At 70.8% G+C, this 15,665-nt stretch carries 13 protein-coding genes and 1 tRNA gene; 11 read left to right on the forward strand and 3 right to left on the reverse strand.

Features of this window, described 5'->3' with window-relative positions:
- The 8 genes from OHU35_RS25580 (at nt 1) to OHU35_RS25615 (ending at nt 8,334) form a co-directional block, all read left to right on the forward strand.
- Nucleotides 1–687 carry an NADH-quinone oxidoreductase subunit I gene (locus OHU35_RS25580; protein WP_189728657.1) on the forward strand — a complete coding sequence of 229 codons (687 nt, stop codon included), beginning with the start codon at nt 1–3 and terminating at the stop codon, nt 685–687.
- Complete coding sequence (locus OHU35_RS25585; RefSeq protein WP_229873329.1) at nt 684–1,358, forward strand: NADH-quinone oxidoreductase subunit J; 675 nt, start codon at nt 684–686, stop codon at nt 1,356–1,358. Before OHU35_RS25580 ends, OHU35_RS25585 begins: the two co-directional genes overlap by 4 nt.
- Nucleotides 1,358–1,750, forward strand: coding sequence for an NADH-quinone oxidoreductase subunit NuoK (nuoK, locus tag OHU35_RS25590; protein WP_189728659.1), 393 nt, complete (start codon nt 1,358–1,360; stop codon nt 1,748–1,750). The genes OHU35_RS25585 and nuoK overlap by 1 nt, the downstream gene beginning before the upstream one ends.
- Nucleotides 1,747–3,741: an NADH-quinone oxidoreductase subunit L gene (locus OHU35_RS25595; protein WP_405507026.1), complete on the forward strand. Its 1,995-nt coding sequence runs from the start codon at nt 1,747–1,749 to the stop codon at nt 3,739–3,741. The genes nuoK and OHU35_RS25595 overlap by 4 nt, the downstream gene beginning before the upstream one ends.
- 6 nt (nt 3,742–3,747) lie before the next feature.
- Nucleotides 3,748–5,322 (forward strand): NuoM family protein, encoded by a 1,575-nt coding sequence (locus tag OHU35_RS25600; protein WP_405507028.1) that lies wholly within the window; start codon nt 3,748–3,750, stop codon nt 5,320–5,322.
- Nucleotides 5,319–6,842 carry an NADH-quinone oxidoreductase subunit N gene (locus tag OHU35_RS25605; RefSeq protein ID WP_359887312.1) on the forward strand — a complete coding sequence of 508 codons (1,524 nt, stop codon included), beginning with the start codon at nt 5,319–5,321 and terminating at the stop codon, nt 6,840–6,842. The genes OHU35_RS25600 and OHU35_RS25605 overlap by 4 nt, the downstream gene beginning before the upstream one ends.
- A gap of 239 nt (nt 6,843–7,081) precedes the next feature.
- A complete protein-coding gene (htpX, locus tag OHU35_RS25610; RefSeq protein ID WP_405507029.1) occupies nt 7,082–7,945 on the forward strand; it encodes a zinc metalloprotease HtpX in 864 nt (287 codons plus the stop codon).
- Complete coding sequence (locus OHU35_RS25615; protein ID WP_189728669.1) at nt 7,942–8,334, forward strand: YccF domain-containing protein; 393 nt, start codon at nt 7,942–7,944, stop codon at nt 8,332–8,334. Before htpX ends, OHU35_RS25615 begins: the two co-directional genes overlap by 4 nt.
- A gap of 293 nt (nt 8,335–8,627) precedes the next feature.
- Here OHU35_RS25615 and OHU35_RS25620 read toward each other — a convergent pair whose 3' ends face one another.
- A complete protein-coding gene (locus OHU35_RS25620) occupies nt 8,628–9,893 on the reverse strand; it encodes an APC family permease (RefSeq protein ID WP_405507031.1) in 1,266 nt (421 codons plus the stop codon).
- A 193-nt stretch (nt 9,894–10,086) separates the two neighbouring features.
- On the opposite strand from OHU35_RS25620, the gene OHU35_RS25625 reads away from it, so the two are divergent.
- Nucleotides 10,087–10,353 (forward strand): GlsB/YeaQ/YmgE family stress response membrane protein, encoded by a 267-nt coding sequence (locus OHU35_RS25625; protein WP_189728674.1) that lies wholly within the window; start codon nt 10,087–10,089, stop codon nt 10,351–10,353.
- Between the two features lie 105 nt (nt 10,354–10,458).
- Here the strand turns inward: OHU35_RS25625 and OHU35_RS25630 are convergent, their stop codons facing one another.
- A complete protein-coding gene (locus OHU35_RS25630) occupies nt 10,459–10,947 on the reverse strand; it encodes a YajQ family cyclic di-GMP-binding protein (RefSeq protein WP_189728676.1) in 489 nt (162 codons plus the stop codon).
- Nucleotides 10,948–11,168: 221 nt separating this feature from the next.
- On the opposite strand from OHU35_RS25630, the gene OHU35_RS25635 reads away from it, so the two are divergent.
- Both OHU35_RS25635 and rox read left to right on the forward strand, forming a co-directional pair.
- A tRNA-Tyr gene (locus OHU35_RS25635) sits at nt 11,169–11,250 on the forward strand.
- A 371-nt stretch (nt 11,251–11,621) separates the two neighbouring features.
- Complete coding sequence (rox, locus tag OHU35_RS25640; protein WP_405507033.1) at nt 11,622–13,049, forward strand: rifampin monooxygenase; 1,428 nt, start codon at nt 11,622–11,624, stop codon at nt 13,047–13,049.
- 317 nt (nt 13,050–13,366) lie between these two features.
- On the opposite strand, the gene OHU35_RS25645 is transcribed toward rox, so the two are convergent.
- Complete coding sequence (locus tag OHU35_RS25645) at nt 13,367–15,616, reverse strand: MFS transporter (protein WP_405507034.1); 2,250 nt, start codon at nt 15,614–15,616, stop codon at nt 13,367–13,369.
- Nucleotides 15,617–15,665 lie beyond the last annotated feature (49 nt).

Raw genomic sequence — 15,665 nt, forward strand, 5'->3', positions numbered from 1 at the left:
ATGGCTGCCTCCCTCCCGCCCTCCCGGCCCCGCATCCCCGGCAGTGGCCTCGCCAAGGGCCTGGCCGTCACCCTCCGCACGATGACGAAGAAGTCCGTCACCGCGCAGTACCCGGACGCCCAGCCCGACCTCCCGCCCCGCACCCGCGGTGTGATCGGCCTGTTCGAGGAGAACTGCACGGTCTGCATGCTGTGCGCCCGCGAGTGCCCGGACTGGTGCATCTACATCGACTCCCACAAGGAGACGGTCCCGGCGGCGACCCCCGGCGGCCGCGAACGCAGCCGCAACGTCCTCGACCGCTTCGCCATCGACTTCGCCCTGTGCATGTACTGCGGTATCTGCATCGAGGTCTGTCCTTTCGACGCCCTGTTCTGGTCCCCGGAGTTCGAGTACGCCGAGACCGACATCCACGACCTCACCCACGAGCGCGACAAGCTCCGCGAGTGGATGTGGACCGTCCCGGCCCCGCCGGCCCTCGACCCCGCAGCGGAGGAGCCGAAGGAAGTCGCCACCGCCCGCAAGACCGCCGAGAAACTCGCGGCCCAGCAGCAGCCCGCGCCCACCGAGTCCGCCGCCGACGAGCAGGCCCGCGCGGCGGAGGCCCCCACCCGCCCGGCAGGAGACTCCCGGCAGCAGACCGACCAGCCGAGGCAGCGGCCCGCGGACGGGCAGGAGGGACAGGAATGACCCTGGCCGCAGCCGCCACGACAGCGGCACAAGCCACCACCACGGCAGCGCACGCCACCACCACGGCCGCCGAAAGCCACGGCTTCCTCTCCCCGACCGGCGTCGAGATCGCCTTCCTCCTCGTCGGCCTGGTCACCTTCGGCGCCGCGATCGTCACCGTCACCACCCGGCAGCTGGTGCACGCCGCCCTGTGGCTGGTGGTGACCCTCGGCGGCCTGGCCGTCGAGTACCTCCTGCTCACCGCCGAGTTCATCGCCTGGGTGCAGGTCCTCATCTACGTCGGTTCCGTCGTCGTCCTCCTTCTGTTCGGACTGATGCTCACCAGGGCCCCGATCGGCCGCTCCCCGGACGCCGACTCCGGCAACCGCTGGGCCGCCCTCACCGTGGCCCTCGCCGCGGCCGCCGCCCTGGTCTGGGTCGTCGTCGACGCCTTCCGCACGACCTGGATCGACCTGGACGGCCCCGCAGCCGGTTCCACCGAGGCCACCGGCGCGAGCCTCTTCCAGAACTGGGTCCTCCCCTTCGAGGCCCTCTCCGTCCTCCTCCTCGCCGCCCTGGTCGGCGCGATCGTCCTGTCCCGCAAGGCGAAGGCCGACGCGGCGACCGCACCCGAGGGCGCCCCAGCCGATGGCACCCCGGCCGGCCGGAGCGAGAAGGAAGGCACCCGCTGATGCACCTCGCCTATCCCGCCGTCCTCTCCGCCCTCCTCTTCTGCACGGGCCTGTACGGCGTCCTCGCCCGCCGCAACGCGATCCTGGTCCTGATGTCGGTCGAGCTGATGCTCAACGCCGTCAACCTCAACCTGGTCGCCTTCGACGTCTGGCTCAGCAAGACCGCCGAGGAGACCCTGCACTCCGGTCAGGCCCTGACCCTGTTCACCATCGCCATCGCCGCCGCCGAGATCGGCATCGGCCTGGCGATCGTCCTCGCCGTCCACCGCAACCGCGGCACCGCGGACATCGACAGGCTCCGCGACACCGCCGAAGGCCACGACTCCGACGGCCCCGACCACGACGCGGCCGAGCAGTCCGACGAGGCCCAGAAGGCTGAGGCCACCGCGTGACCACGACCACCCTCGCCGTCCTCGTCCCCCTCCTTCCGTTCCTCGGCGCCGCCGCCGGCCTGCTCCTGGGCCGCACGGCACCCGGCTTCGTCCGCCCGCTCGCCGTCCTGCCGACCCTGGCCTCCCTGGTGCTCGCCGCGCTGGTCGCCGCACGCCAGGGCGGTGACACGGCCGTCAACGCGGCCACGGAACTCACCCCGACCGGCTCGATCCCGATCGAACTCGCCCTGCACATCGACGGCTTCGCCGCCCTCGTCGCCGTCGTGGTCGGCCTCGTCGCCTCCTGCGTGCAGATCTACTCGACGGGCTATCTGCGCGACGACCCGCGCTACTCCTCGTACGCCGCTCTCGTCTCCCTGTTCACCTCCGCGATGTTCCTGGTCGTCTACTCCGGCGACCTGATCGTGCTGCTGGTCGGCTGGGAAGTCATGGGCATCTGCTCCTACTTCCTGGTCGGCCACTACTGGGAGACCCCGGAGGCCCGCGCCGCCTCCCTCAAGGCCTTCCTGGTCACCAAGCTCGGCGACGTCCCCTTCCTCATCGGCCTGTTCGCTCTCGCCACCGACGCCGGCTCCTTCCGCATCACGAAGGTCCTCGGCGCCGTCGCGAGCGGTGCGCTCGACCACCCGACACTGATCGCCCTGCTGCTCCTCGCGGGCGTGGCGGGCAAGTCGGCGCAGTTCCCGCTGCACACCTGGCTCCCCGACGCGATGGCGGGCCCGACCCCCGTCTCCGCGCTGATCCACGCCGCGACGATGGTCGCCGCCGGTGTCTACTTCATTGCCCGTCTCCTCCCGGTCTTCGAGGCCTCCCAGGCAGCGATGGTCGTCCTCGCCGTCATGGCCGCCGTCACGATGGCCGGCTCGGGGCTCGCCGCGCTCGCCCAGGACGACATCAAGCGCGTCCTCGCCTACTCGACGATCGGCCAGCTCGGCTACATGACCGGCGCCCTCGCCGTCGGCGACCGCGGAGCCGCCGTCTTCCACCTCCTGTCCCACGGCGCCTTCAAGGCGCTGCTGTTCCTCGCGGCCGGCGTGATCATCCACGCCGCCGGCACCAACTCGCTCGCCGCCATGTCCCGCATGCGGAACCTGCGCGACCGCGTCCCCGACGCCTACTGGACGATGACCGTGGCGCTGCTCGCACTCGCCGCGATCCCGCCCTTCAGCGGCTTCTTCTCCAAGGAGGCCGTCCTCGGCGTCGCCGAGCACGTCGTCACCGGACACACCGAGCACGCCCCCGCCGCCGCGGGCTGGATCGTCCTCGTCGCCGGCCTGCTCACGGCCGTGCTCACCGCCGCCTACGCGATGCGCCTGTGGCTGCTCGCCTTCCGGGGCCGGGGCACCGAAGCCCCCGACCACGGCAAGGAGCCGCTGACGATGACCGTCGTGCTGTGGGTGCTGGCCATCCCGTCCCTGGCCCTCGGCGGATTCGCGTTCCGCCTGCTGCCCGACTGGTTCGACGGCCGTGACCTCGGCCCGACCCTCACCACCTCGGTGCTCGGCACCGGCGTGGCCCTGGTCGGCGGCATCGTCACCTACGGCGCCTGGCGGCACACCACCGCGCTCGCGGCCCGCGTCCCGCTCGGCGCGGTCGCCGCCCACCCCGAGGGCGACGCCGCCCAGGTCGAGGCCGAAGCCATCGCCACCCACGAGCCGGCCTACGGGGACATCGCCTACGCGCCCGACCCCGCAGACCCGGGACGGCTCCTGCTCGGCCCCCTGCACCGGCACGCGGCCGCCGGCTTCCACCTGGACGCCGTGTACACGGCGCTCTTCGTCCGCCCGGTCCAGGCCGGAGCGAGCCTCGTCCGGTTCCTCGACCGCGAGGTCGTCGAGACCTATGTACGCGGTGCGGGTGCGCTGCCCCGCTGGCTCGGCGCCGCCGTACGGCGCGCCCAGACCGGCAACGTCCAGACCTATGTGAGCGCGCTGCTCGCCGGCACCGTCGTCCTCGCGGTCGCCGCCGTCCTCGTCGCCACGGGAGCGTGAGCAGGCGTGATCGATATCAACGAGTCCGTGATGCAGGTCCTTCTGGCGTTCATCGTCGTCGGCCCGCTCCTCGGCGCCGCCGCGGCTCTCCTGCCGGCTCCGCCCGGGCTGAAGGGGAAGTCACCCGAGCAGGCGGTGCTCCGGCACGGCGTCACCGTCACCGGTGCGGTCCTCATCGCGGCGATCGTCCTCGCGCTCGGCTTCGACCATGACCAGCCGTCGAAGATGCAGGCCAGCACGGACATCAGCTGGATCCCCGCACTCGACGTACGCGTCCACCTCGGCATCGACGGCATCTCCCTCCCCCTTCTGGTCCTGACCGCGCTGCTGACCTTCCTCTGCGCGCTCTACTCGTACTTCAAGATGCCCGAAGGCCCGACCCCGAAGGCCTTCGTCGCCCTGCTGCTCGTCCTCGAGTCCGGCACCCTCGCGACCTTCGCTGTCCTCGACCTGCTGCTGTTCTTCCTCGCCTTCGAGATGGTCCTCATCCCGATGTACTTCCTCATCGCCCGCTGGGGCGGTGAGGGCCGGAGCCAGGCCGCCTGGCGGTTCATCCTCTACACGCTGCTCGGCTCCGTGGTCATGCTGCTCGGCCTGCTCCTGATCGGGCTCAAGGCGGGCACGTTCGACATGATGGCACTCGCCACTGACAACGGCCGGTCGCTGACCACATCCGTGCAGGTCATCGCCGTTTTGTCGATCGGGATCGGGCTCGCGGTCAAGACGCCGATGTGGCCGCTGCACAGCTGGCTGCCCGACGCCCACACCGCCGCGCCGACCGTCGGCTCTGTCCTGCTGGCCGGTGTCCTGCTGAAGATGGGTACGTACGGATTCGTCCGGATCCTGCTGCCCATCGCGCCCGACGGCTTCCGCACGTTCGCGCCCTACCTCGCGGCGCTCGCCGTCGTCGGCATCATCTACGGATCCTTGGCCTGTCTGGCCCTCGCCAAGCAGGGCGCGAAGGGCGATCTCAAGCGCCTCATCGCCTACTCGTCCGTCGGTCACATGGGCTTCGTCCTGCTCGGTATCGCCACCATGACCCCGACCGGCGTGAACGGCGCCCTCTTCGCCAACATCGCCCACGGCCTCATCACCGGCCTGCTCTTCTTCCTGGTCGGCGCGCTGAAGGACCGCACCGGCACCACCGACCTCGACACCCTCGCCGAGGAGACCGGAGCCGCGCTCTACGGCAAGGCCCCGCGCCTCGGCGGCCTGCTCGCCTTCGCCGCGGTCGCCTCGCTCGGCCTGCCGGGCCTGGCCGGCTTCTGGGGCGAGATGCTGGCACTGTTCGGCGCGTTCCAGCCCGCCGCCGGCCTCAGCCGACCCGCCTTCCTCACCTTCATGGCGATCGGCGCGTTCGGCACCCTGCTGACGGCCGCGTACCTGCTGATCGTGGTCCGCCGCGTCTGCATGGGCGCCATGCCCCAGGACACCCCGAAGCTGACCGACGTGCGCTCGTACGAGTTCGCGGCCTGGACCCCGCTCGTCGCCCTCACCGTCGTCGCGGGCCTGTGGCCCAAGGTCCTCCTCGGCCTGAGCGACCCGGCCGTCCAGCAGCTCCTCGCAGGAGGCACCCGATGAGCTCCCCGGTCCAGCCCCTGGCCGCGTCGCTGGTCCAGTCCGTCGACTGGCTCGCGATCGCGCCGCCCACCATCGCGGCGGTGGTCGGACTCGTCGTCCTGGTCGCCGACCTGTTCGTCGCCGAGCACCGGAAGACGCTGCTCGGCTGGTCGTCGGTTGCGGGCCTGGCCGCCGCCACACTGATGCTGCTGCCCCTCCTGGACGGCGACCGCAGCACCTTCTGCCTGACCGGCGACGCCACCGTCTGCAGCTACACGGCCGACCGTTTCACCCTGGTCATCCAGTTCCTGGTCCTCGGCGGGGCCCTCCTCACCGCCCTTCTGTCGGTCACCGCCCTGAAGGACGCCCGCAAGGACCTCCCCGAAGGGGAGTACTGGTTCCTACTGCTGTCCTCCGCGGCCGGCGCCGCCCTCCTGCCCGCCTCCCGCGACCTCGCGACCCTGATCGTCGCCCTGGAGGTCGCCTCCCTGCCCGCCTTCGCGCTGGTCGGCCTGAAGTACGGCGACCGGAAGTCCTCCGAAGCGGCCCTGAAGTTCTTCCTGTCCTCGGTCACCGCGACCGCGGTCAGCCTCATGGGCATCAGCTTCGTGTACGCCTCCACGGGCACCCTCTACCTCACCCAGGTCGCCGACCGCATCCAGAACGTCGACGGGCAGCTCCACACGCTCGCCCAGACCGGCGTCGTCCTCACCCTCGTCGGCTTCGCCTTCAAGACGGCCGCCGTGCCCTTCCACTTCTGGGTGCCCGACACCTACGTGGGGGCGCCGCTGCCCATCGCCGCCTACCTGTCGGTCATCGGCAAGGCGGTCGGCTTCAGCGGCCTGATCCTCGTCACGGTCGTTGCCCTCCCGTCGTACGCCGACCTCTGGGGCCCGGCCCTGGCGGTCCTGGCCGCGCTCACCATGACCGTGGGCAACGTCGGAGCCCTGCGCCAGCAGGCCACGCGCGCGTACAGCGCGGTCCGGCTGCTCGCCTGGTCGTCCATCGGTCAGGCCGGCTACCTGCTCGTACCGATCGCCGCCGCCGCGTACTCCGGGGACGCCGAGAAGTCGATCGGTTCCACCGTCGCCTACGCCCTGATGTACGGCGCCGTGAACCTCGGCGCCTTCGCCGTGGCCGCGCTCGTCGGCCGGACGAAGACCCTCAACCGCATCGCGGACTACCGCGGCCTCTACGCGTCGAACCCCTTGTCCGCCCTGCTCCTCGCGTTCTTCCTGCTCTGCCTCGCCGGACTGCCCCCGGGCATCATCGGCCTCTTCGCCAAGGTCACCGTCTTCGCGGCGGCCGTCGACGCGGGCCTCGGCTGGCTGGCCGTGATCATGGCCGTCAACGTCGTCATCGCGCTCTTCTACTACCTCCAGTGGACGACTCTGCTCTTCCGCGCGCCCGAGGGCGAGCCCGTGAAGCACCGCGTCCCCGCCCCTCTCACCGCCGCGATCGCCCTGACCGGTGTCCTCGGCATCGCCCTGTCCGGGGCACCCCAGCTCGTCCTGCGCTTCACCGACACCGCCCTCTTCTGAACGACAGCCGCTTTCGCCACGCGCGCGTGGGGCACCCGCCTCCCCACGCGCGCGTTGCCGTTTCCCGGCGCCGTTCACCCGGACGGCCCATACCCGCCGCCGCACGCACAAGGGAACTAGTGCCCCCCGCCTGGCGTTGACCAGTACGGGAGGGTCCACTGGACGTGACACCACGGCACCAGTGGCACCGCAGATCACCGAGCAAGGGTCCCCCTGCCGCACCACTTGGAGGGCGTACCGTGCACCGCCGGCACAACGGGCTCAGGACCGCAGTCCTCCTCGGGGGACTGTCCGCCCTCATCGTCGTCATCGGCAGCTTTTTCGGCCGCATGGGGCTCGTCATCGCCGTCCTGGTCGCGCTGGCCACCAACGCGTACGCCTACTGGAAAAGCGACAAGCTGGCACTGCGCGCGATGCGGGCCCGCCCGGTCAGCGAGTTCGAGGCCCCGGCGCTCTACCGCATGGTCCGCGAGCTCTCCACCCAGGCTCGCCAGCCCATGCCGCGTCTGTACATCTCCCCGACGGAGGCCCCCAACGCCTTCGCCACGGGCCGCAACCCGCGCAACGCCGCCGTGTGCTGCACCGAAGGAATCCTGCGCCTCCTGGACGAGCGCGAGCTGCGCGGCGTCATCGGCCACGAGCTCAGCCACGTCTACAACCGCGACATCCTCATCTCGTCGGTCGCCGGTGCCCTCGCCTCCGTGATCATGTTCCTGGTCAACTTCGCCTGGCTGATCCCGATCGGGCGCTCGGACGACGATGACGGCCCCGGCCTGCTCGGCATGCTGCTGATCATGATCCTGGGCCCGCTCGCCGCCTCGCTCATCCAACTGGCCATCAGCCGCTCCCGGGAGTACCAGGCGGACGCCTCCGGCGCCCAGCTCACCGGCGACCCCCTCGCCCTGGCCGGCGCCCTGCGCAAGCTCGAACTCGGCACGAAGCAGCTCCCGCTGCCCCCCGAGCCGCGTATCGAGACCGCCAGTCACATGCTGATCGCGAACCCGTTTCGCCCCGGCCAGGGCCTCTCGAAGATGTTCTCCACGCACCCGCCGATGGCGGAACGCATCGCCCGGCTAGAGAAGATGGCAGGTGGGAACCAATGAGGACCATTCTCAACGTCATATGGCTCGTCCTGAGCGGCTTCTGGCTGTTCCTCGCCTACATGCTCGCGGGCCTGCTCCTCTGTATCACCATCATCGGGATCCCGTTCGGTATCGCGGCCTTCCGCATCGGTGTCTACGCCCTGTGGCCCTTCGGGTACACGACGGTGGAGCGCCGTGACGCGGGCGCGCCGTCCTGCGTGGGCAACGTGCTGTGGCTGGTGCTCGCGGGCTGGTGGTTGACCCTCGGCCACATCGCCACCGGCATCGCCCTGTGCGTCACGATCATCGGTATCCCGCTCGGCATCGCCAACTTCAAGCTCATCCCGGTCTCGCTGCTCCCGCTCGGCCGCGACATCGTCCGGACGGACGAGCCCTTCACGGCACGCTGACGGCGGGGCGACGCAGCCCGGTTTCCACAGGCCAGGGGTTATCCACAGGCCCGCCCGGCTGTCAGCGGCGGCCTGCATGATGAACCCATGACCGCGATCGAGCAGTTGCCGACCCGAGTGACGGCCAGGACCCACAAGCCCCGCCCAATGGGCCGGACTTCGCATCACGAGCCCGGGAACACGGTGAGAGGCCCCTGACCGGCGCCAGCCACAGGGGCTGGCCGGCAACAGCTGCGAAACTCTGCCCCCAACTGCCCCCAACTGCCCCAACTGCCCCAACTGGCCCAGCAGCCCTACGCCCTCCCCGCCCCGGCCCCCGTCCACCGCCGCACGCCGTACAGAACCGCCCCCACCACCAGCACACCCGCTCCCACGACCACCGAAACCGCCGGCAGCGAGAACGCCAGCACCACGCACCCGGCCAGCCCGACTCCCGCCACCACCCGAGCCGCCGGCACCGCCGATGCCGAATCCAGCGTCCAGGCCGACGCGTTGGCCACGGCGTAGTACGCCAGCACACCGAAGGAGGAGAACCCGATAGCGCCCCGGACGTCCACCGTCGCGGTCAGGACCGCGACCACCGCACCCACCGCCAGCTCCGCCCGGTGCGGCACCTGGAACCGCGGATGCACGGCCGCCAGCGCCCCCGGCAGATGCCGGTCCCGGGCCATGGCCAGCGTCGTCCGCGAGACGCCGAGGATCAAAGCCAGCAGTGAGCCCAGCGCGGCCACGGCCGCACCGACCCGCACCACCGGCACCAGCCTGGGCATACCCGCCGCCCGCACCGCGTCGGCCAATGGCGCCGCCGCGTCCACGAGCCCGTCCGACCCGAGCACCGAAAGGACAGCCACCGCCACACACGCGTACACCACCAGCGTGATGCCCAAGGCAAGTGGAATCGCGCGCGGAATGGTGCGCGCCGGGTCGCGTACCTCCTCACCGAGGGTCGCGATACGGGCGTACCCGGCGAACGCGAAGAACAGCAGGCCGGCCGCCTGAAGCACTCCGTCCGCACCGCCCGAGGCCCCGACGTCCAGCCGCCCGGAGTCCGCCGCACCGGACACCAGACACCCGACCACCACGGAAGCGAGGACAGCCAGGACCACCGCCACGATCACCCGCGTCAGCCACGCGGACTTCTGGATCCCGCCGTAGTTCACCGCGGTCAGTGCCACCACGGCCGCGACCGCCACCGCATGCGCCTGCCCCGGCCAGACGTAGATGCCCACGGTGAGCGCCATCGCCGCACAGGAGGCCGTCTTCCCGACCACGAACGACCAGCCGGCGAGATACCCCCAGAAGTCCCCGAGCCGCTCACGCCCGTAGACGTACGTGCCGCCCGAGGCGGGATACAGGGCGGCGAGGCGAGCCGAGGACATGGCGTTGCAGTAGGCGACCACGGCGGCGACGGCGAGCCCGAGAAGCAGCCCGGATCCAGCCGCTTGCGCCGCCGGCGCGAGGGCGGCGAAGATCCCGGCTCCGATCATCGAGCCGAGTCCGATGACGACGGCGTCCCCCACGCCGAGGGTGCGGCGCAGTCCGGAAGCGGATGCTGTCATGCGTCGCACCCTACTGATCAGTGCAACCGGCGGGCGGCGCCAAGGCGTCCTTCCCACCAAGACGGCGTGACAACGCGTGGCAAGGACGACGCGCGGGGTACGCCCGACGTACGACGCACGGGCACGGCCTGCCGGGAGCAAGATCACATGGCCGGGACAGTGCGGGCACAGCGTGAAAGGGCAGGTTCACGGCATGACCATTATCAGCTGGATCATCCTGGGACTGTTGGCCGGAGCCATCGCGAAGTTCCTGCTGCCGGGGCGCGACCCGGGCGGCCTCATCGGCACGACCCTGATCGGCGTCGCGGGCGCGTTCATCGGCGGCTGGATATCGGCCCGCTGGATGGACCACCCGATCACCAAGGACTTCTACGACGGCACGACCTGGGCCGCGGCGATCGGCGGATCGCTCGTCCTCCTGGTCGCCTACCGCCTCCTGTTCGGCAACTCGCGCAACTGAGCGCGCACACCGACCGCAGCCGACAGGCGAGAAGGGTGGACACCGGCAGGTGCCCACCCTTCCTCGTACCTGTGCAGACCGTGAGCCCCGAGGACCCGACCGGACCTACCGGTAGTTCACGAACTGCAGGGCGAAGTCGTAGTCCTTGTCCTTGAGCAGGGCGATGACGGCCTGCAGATCGTCACGGCTCTTGGAGCTGACCCGCAGCTCCTCGCCCTGCACCTGCGCCTTCACGCCCTTCGGGCCCTCGTCGCGGATGGTCTTCGCCACCTTCTTCGCGTTGTCCTGGGAGATGCCCTCCTTGATCGAAGCGAAGATCTTGTACTCCTTGCCGGAGAGCTGGGGCTCGCCCGCGTCCAGAGCCTTCAGCGAGATGCCGCGCTTGATCAGCTTGGACTGGAAGACGTCGAGGATCGCCTTCACCCGGTCCTCGGAGTTCGCCTCCATGAGGATCTGCTCACCGGACCACGAGATCGAGGCGCCCACGCCCTTGAAGTCGTAGCGCTGCGAGATCTCCTTGGCGGCCTGGTTGAGTGCGTTGTCGACCTCCTGCCGCTCGACCTTCGAGACGATGTCGAAACTGGAGTCGGCCATGTCCTGTGGCTCCTTGTATCGGGGTGCGTATCGTGCGTACCGGCGTACGTGGGCGGCCGCCGGTCCCGTTCAGGTCCCGGGCCGCATCCGGACAAGCCTAGCCACCCCCCGCCCTCCGGGCGCCGATCAATCGGGTGGCGAAGCACCCCTCCACATCAGGTATCGTTTACGTCGTTGCCACGGAGCGCCGCCGAAAAGCGGCTCGCCGGGCAGCTAACCCAGGCGGTGTGCCCGAGCGGCCAAAGGGAGCAGACTGTAAATCTGCCGGCTCAGCCTTCCCAGGTTCGAATCCTGGCGCCGCCACACTGGGGAGAACCCCCTTCCTCTGCGGAGACGCAGCGGAAGGGGGTTTTTCGTATGTGGTGGCCGCAGAGGCGGCGCTCCTCGGAGCAGGGTGATGCGTCTCTCACTGGGCAGCTACGGCAGCCAGCTACGGCGGCACAGAGGCAGCGAACCCCTGTGACGGCTGCGGGAGTTCGGGCGGCGACCGGCCTGGCCGTCAGGGTGCCGACCCTCTCGCTGATCCGCTCCACGGCGACAAAACAATAGGCAAGGAGTCACGTACTCCTTGCCACTCTCAACGTATAGCGCGCTGGGGGCCTTGCGGCAAGCCCCCGGTCGTGCCGCAAAATCTTCGGCCTGGAGCCAGAAACAGGCGAAAAGTGGGGTTTGCCGTGATTGATGTGATCATTGTCGGCGGTGGACCGACCGGCATGATGCTGGCCGCCGAGTTGCGCCTGCACGGCGTGCACGTGGTCGTGCTGGAGAGACTGGCGGAACCGACCGGGCAGTCCCGCGCGCTCGGTATCCATGTGCGCAGCATCGAGCTGATGGACCAGCGCGGTCTGCTGGAGCGGTTCCTCCCGCTCGGCCGGAAGTATGAGACCGGCGGATTCTTCGCCGGCATCGGCACGTCGTGGCCCGACCGGCTGGATACCGCGCATGCGTACGTCCTCGGCATCCCGCAGAGCGTCACCGAGCGCCTGCTGACGGAGCACGCCGTCGAGATCGGCGCCGAGATCCGGCGCGGCCGCGAGCTGGTCGGGCTGAGCCAGGACGACGACGGTGTGAACGCCGAACTGGCCGACGGCACACTGCTGCGCTCGCGTTACCTCGTCGGCTGCGACGGCGGCCGCAGCACCGTGCGCAGGCTGCTCGGCGTGGGCTTCCCCGGAGAGCCCGCCCGGCACGAGACGCTGCTGGGCGAGATGGAGCTGGCCATGCCGCCGGAGGAACTGGCGGCCGCGGTGGCCGAAGTCCGCAAGACCGAGTGGCGGTTCGGCGCCATGCCCCTCGAAGGCGGGACGTACCGCGTCATCGTGCCGGCCGAGGGGGTGACCGCGGACCGCACGGTTCCGCCGACCCTGGAGGAGTTCGAAGAGCGGCTGCGGCACTTCGCCGGCACCGACTTCGGCGTGCATTCGCCGCGTTGGCTGTCCCGGTTCGGCGACGCCACGCGGCTGGCCGAGCGCTACCGCGTCGGCCGGGTGCTGCTGGCCGGCGACGCGGCCCACATCCACCCGCCGACCGGCGGTCAGGGGCTCAACCTCGGGATCCAGGACGCGTTCAACCTCGGCTGGAAACTGGCCGCCGAGGTGCGCGGCTGGGCACCGGCGGGGCTGCTGGACAGCTACCAGACCGAACGGCATCCGGTGGCCGCGAACGTGCTGGACAACACCCGTGCGCAGATGGAGCTGTTGCTCTCCGAGCCGGGGCCCCGGGCCGTGCGCCGGCTGGTCGAGGAACTGATGGATTTCGAGGACGTGAACCGGTACCTGATCGAGAAGATCACCGCGATCGCGGTCCGCTACGACTTCGGCGAGGGCCACGAACTCCTCGGCCGGCGGCTGCGGGACGTGACGCTGAAGCGGGGTCGTCTCTACGAGCTGATGCGCGGCGGCCGCGGGCTGCTGCTCGATCAGACCGGCCGGCTGTCGGTGGCGGGGTGGGCGGATCGGGTCGACCACGTCGTCGACGTCAGCGAGGAACTGGACGCGCCCGCGGTCCTGCTGCGACCGGACGGCCATGTGGCCTGGGTCGGCGAGGACCAGCAGGAACTGCTCGGCCGGCTTCCGAGGTGGTTCGGCGCGGCGACGGGCTGATCGCGTCCAGCGGCCCGGACACCGGCGGCGGCTCACTCACATGAACAGCTCGCCCGGACACCGGCGGCGGCTCACTCACATGAACAGCTCGCCCGGACACCTGCGGCAGCTCACTCACATGAACGGCTCGCCCGGACACCTGCGGCAGCTCACTCACGTGAATTCATGAACTGCCGCCCGGATGCCGAGCTGGTTCGGCGCGGCAACCGGGCGAGAGGGCACGTCCTGAGCGACCTGACACGGGCGGGGCTCACCCGGTCGTACGTACGGCACCCGGGCGAGCGCGCCCCACGTGCCCCCAGTCACCACACAGCCGCCTACTCGCTCCCATGGGCGAGTTCGATGTCATGGTCGTCCACGCCGGTGCCCGAGACCGACACCGACGCCGCCTGCGGCGGATATCCGGTCGCGATGACCGTGTACGCACCGGTGTCCAGGTCGGAGAAGGCGTACGCCCCGTCGACGCCGGTCCGGGTCGTGGCGACCACGTTGCCCGCCGCGTCCACCAACGTCACCCGCGCGTCGCTCAACGGCGCGCCCCCTCCCCGCACAGTGCCCCGCACCTGCGCGCCGGGCCGCAGCTCGAGCTCGACCCGCGTGGTCCCGGCCCCGCCGATCTCGACGATCTGGGCCAGCGGCCGGTGCTTGGGGGAGTTGATCGCGAGGGTGACTGGGCCCGGCGCCAGGTCGGTGACGGTGAACTCGCCCAGCACATCCGTCCGTCCGGTGGCCAGGACGTCCCCGCGCACGTTTGTCACGATGACCACAGCCTCGGCGACCGGCGTCCCGCTGTCCGCCGACCGCACCACACCGGCGAGCCCGCTGGTGCCGCTCAGCAGCACGTCGTAGGCCACCGGCTCACCGGCCACGACGATCGTGGAGGCCTGCGGCTGGTAGCCCTCCGACGAGGCGATCAGGACGTAGGAACCGGCGTCGGGAGCGTCCACGCCGTACGACCCGTCGCCCCGCGAGACCGACCGCCCGAGCTGCTTGCCGCCGAGAGAGATCAACGTCACCGCGGCCCCGCCGACCGGCACCCGCTCGGCACCCAGGACACGCCCCTGCACGGGGACCCCGGCACCGGCGGACCCCATCGCCTCGACCTCCGCGGCAACAGGCCCTTCGACGGCCGGCACCTCCGCCGCCACCCCCACCCGCTGCCGCGGGATGAACGACGCGACCACGAAGGCGAGCAGCGCGGCCCCGGCCCCGATGGCCAGGACGACCTTGAACCCGTTCTGGGACGGCAGGGCGGTCTGCCCGAAGGGCGTCGTCATCTGGGCCAGGATCACCCCGGCCACCGCGCTGGCCGTCGACGTACCGATGGACCGCATCAGCGTGTTGAGGCTGTTCGCCGCGCCCGTCTCGGAGGCGGGCACCGCGCTCATGATGAGCGCGGGCATCGAACCGTAGGTGAAGCCGATGCCGGCACCGATGACGCAGGTGACGAGCACGAAGTGCCAGAGCTCGGACATCAGCACGATGTTCAGCCCGTACCCGGCGGCCACGATCAGCGCGCCGACCATCAGGGTGATCTTCGGGCCCTTGGCCTTGGACAGGGCGGCGGAGACCGGGGCCGTGGCCATCATGACCAGGCCGGACGGGGCCATCGTCAGGCCGGCGACGAGCAGCGACTCGCCCAGTCCATAGCCGGTCGCCTCAGGCAACTGCAGGAGCTGCGGAATGACGAGGGACATCGCGAACATCGCGAACCCGACGGCGATCGAGGCGAGGTTGGTGACCAGCACCTGACGGCGTGCGGTGGTGCGCAGGTCGACCAGCGGCTCCCGGACCCGCAGCTCCCACCAGCCCCACACCAGCAGCACGACGACGGCCGCCGCGAACAGACCGAGGGTGGTGCCGCTGCTCCAGCCCCAGTCGGCGCCCTTGGAGATCGCCAGCAGCAGGGACACCAGCCCCACGGCCATGCCGATGCCGCCGACCAGGTCGAAGCGCCCGCCGGTGCGCACCTCCGACTCCGGCACGATGGCCGGCACCAGCACGAGGGCGACGGCGCCCAGTCCGGCCGAGGCCCAGAACAGGACGTGCCAGTCGAAGTTGTCCGCGATCAGCGCGGCGGCCGGCAGTCCGAGGGCGCCGCCGACGCCGAGGGAGGCGCTCATCAACGCCGTGGCGGAGCCGAGCCGTTCGGCGGGCAGATCGTCCCGCATGATGCTGATGCCGAGCGGGATCACACCGGACGCGAGGCCCTGAAGTGCCCGTCCGACGATCATCGGGGCGAGCGCGTCGCTGAGTGCTGCGGTCACCGAGCCGGCCACCAGCATGACGAGGCTGATCAGGAGCATCCGGCGCTTGCCGTACATGTCGCCGAGCCGGCCCGTCATCGGGGTGGCGACGGCCGCGGCGAGCAGCGTGGCGGTGACGGCCCAGGCGGCGTCCGACGCCGAGGCGTTCAGCAGCCGGGGGAGCTCCGGGACGATCGGGATGACCAGGGTCTGCATCAGCGAGACCACGATCCCGCCGAAGGCCAGGACCGCGACGACGGCGTTGGCCCGTGGCGCTGCGGGCTTCCCGACGTCGGCGGGTCGGGAAAGGTCGTGGGACATGGCCGGGCCTCCGTAGGGGGCGTCAGGGACAGCGCGACCCGCCAAAACT

The sequence above is a fragment of the Streptomyces purpurascens genome (genome assembly GCF_045040895.1).
In the GTDB taxonomy this organism is placed as follows: domain Bacteria; phylum Actinomycetota; class Actinomycetes; order Streptomycetales; family Streptomycetaceae; genus Streptomyces; species Streptomyces purpurascens.

Excerpts from the sequence above, each read along its gene's own strand:
- OHU35_RS25580 (WP_189728657.1), top strand. The coding sequence starts at position 1 with ATGGCTGCCTCCCTCCCGCCCTCCCGGCCCCGCATCCCCGGCAGTGGC.
- OHU35_RS25585 (WP_229873329.1), top strand. The coding sequence starts at position 684 with ATGACCCTGGCCGCAGCCGCCACGACAGCGGCACAAGCCACCACCACG.
- nuoK (WP_189728659.1), top strand. The coding sequence starts at position 1,358 with ATGCACCTCGCCTATCCCGCCGTCCTCTCCGCCCTCCTCTTCTGCACG.
- OHU35_RS25605 (WP_359887312.1), top strand. The coding sequence starts at position 5,319 with ATGAGCTCCCCGGTCCAGCCCCTGGCCGCGTCGCTGGTCCAGTCCGTC.
- OHU35_RS25615 (WP_189728669.1), top strand. The coding sequence starts at position 7,942 with ATGAGGACCATTCTCAACGTCATATGGCTCGTCCTGAGCGGCTTCTGG.
- OHU35_RS25620 (WP_405507031.1), bottom strand. The coding sequence starts at position 9,893 with ATGACAGCATCCGCTTCCGGACTGCGCCGCACCCTCGGCGTGGGGGAC.
- OHU35_RS25625 (WP_189728674.1), top strand. The coding sequence starts at position 10,087 with ATGACCATTATCAGCTGGATCATCCTGGGACTGTTGGCCGGAGCCATC.
- OHU35_RS25630 (WP_189728676.1), bottom strand. The coding sequence starts at position 10,947 with ATGGCCGACTCCAGTTTCGACATCGTCTCGAAGGTCGAGCGGCAGGAG.
- OHU35_RS25645 (WP_405507034.1), bottom strand. The coding sequence starts at position 15,616 with ATGTCCCACGACCTTTCCCGACCCGCCGACGTCGGGAAGCCCGCAGCG.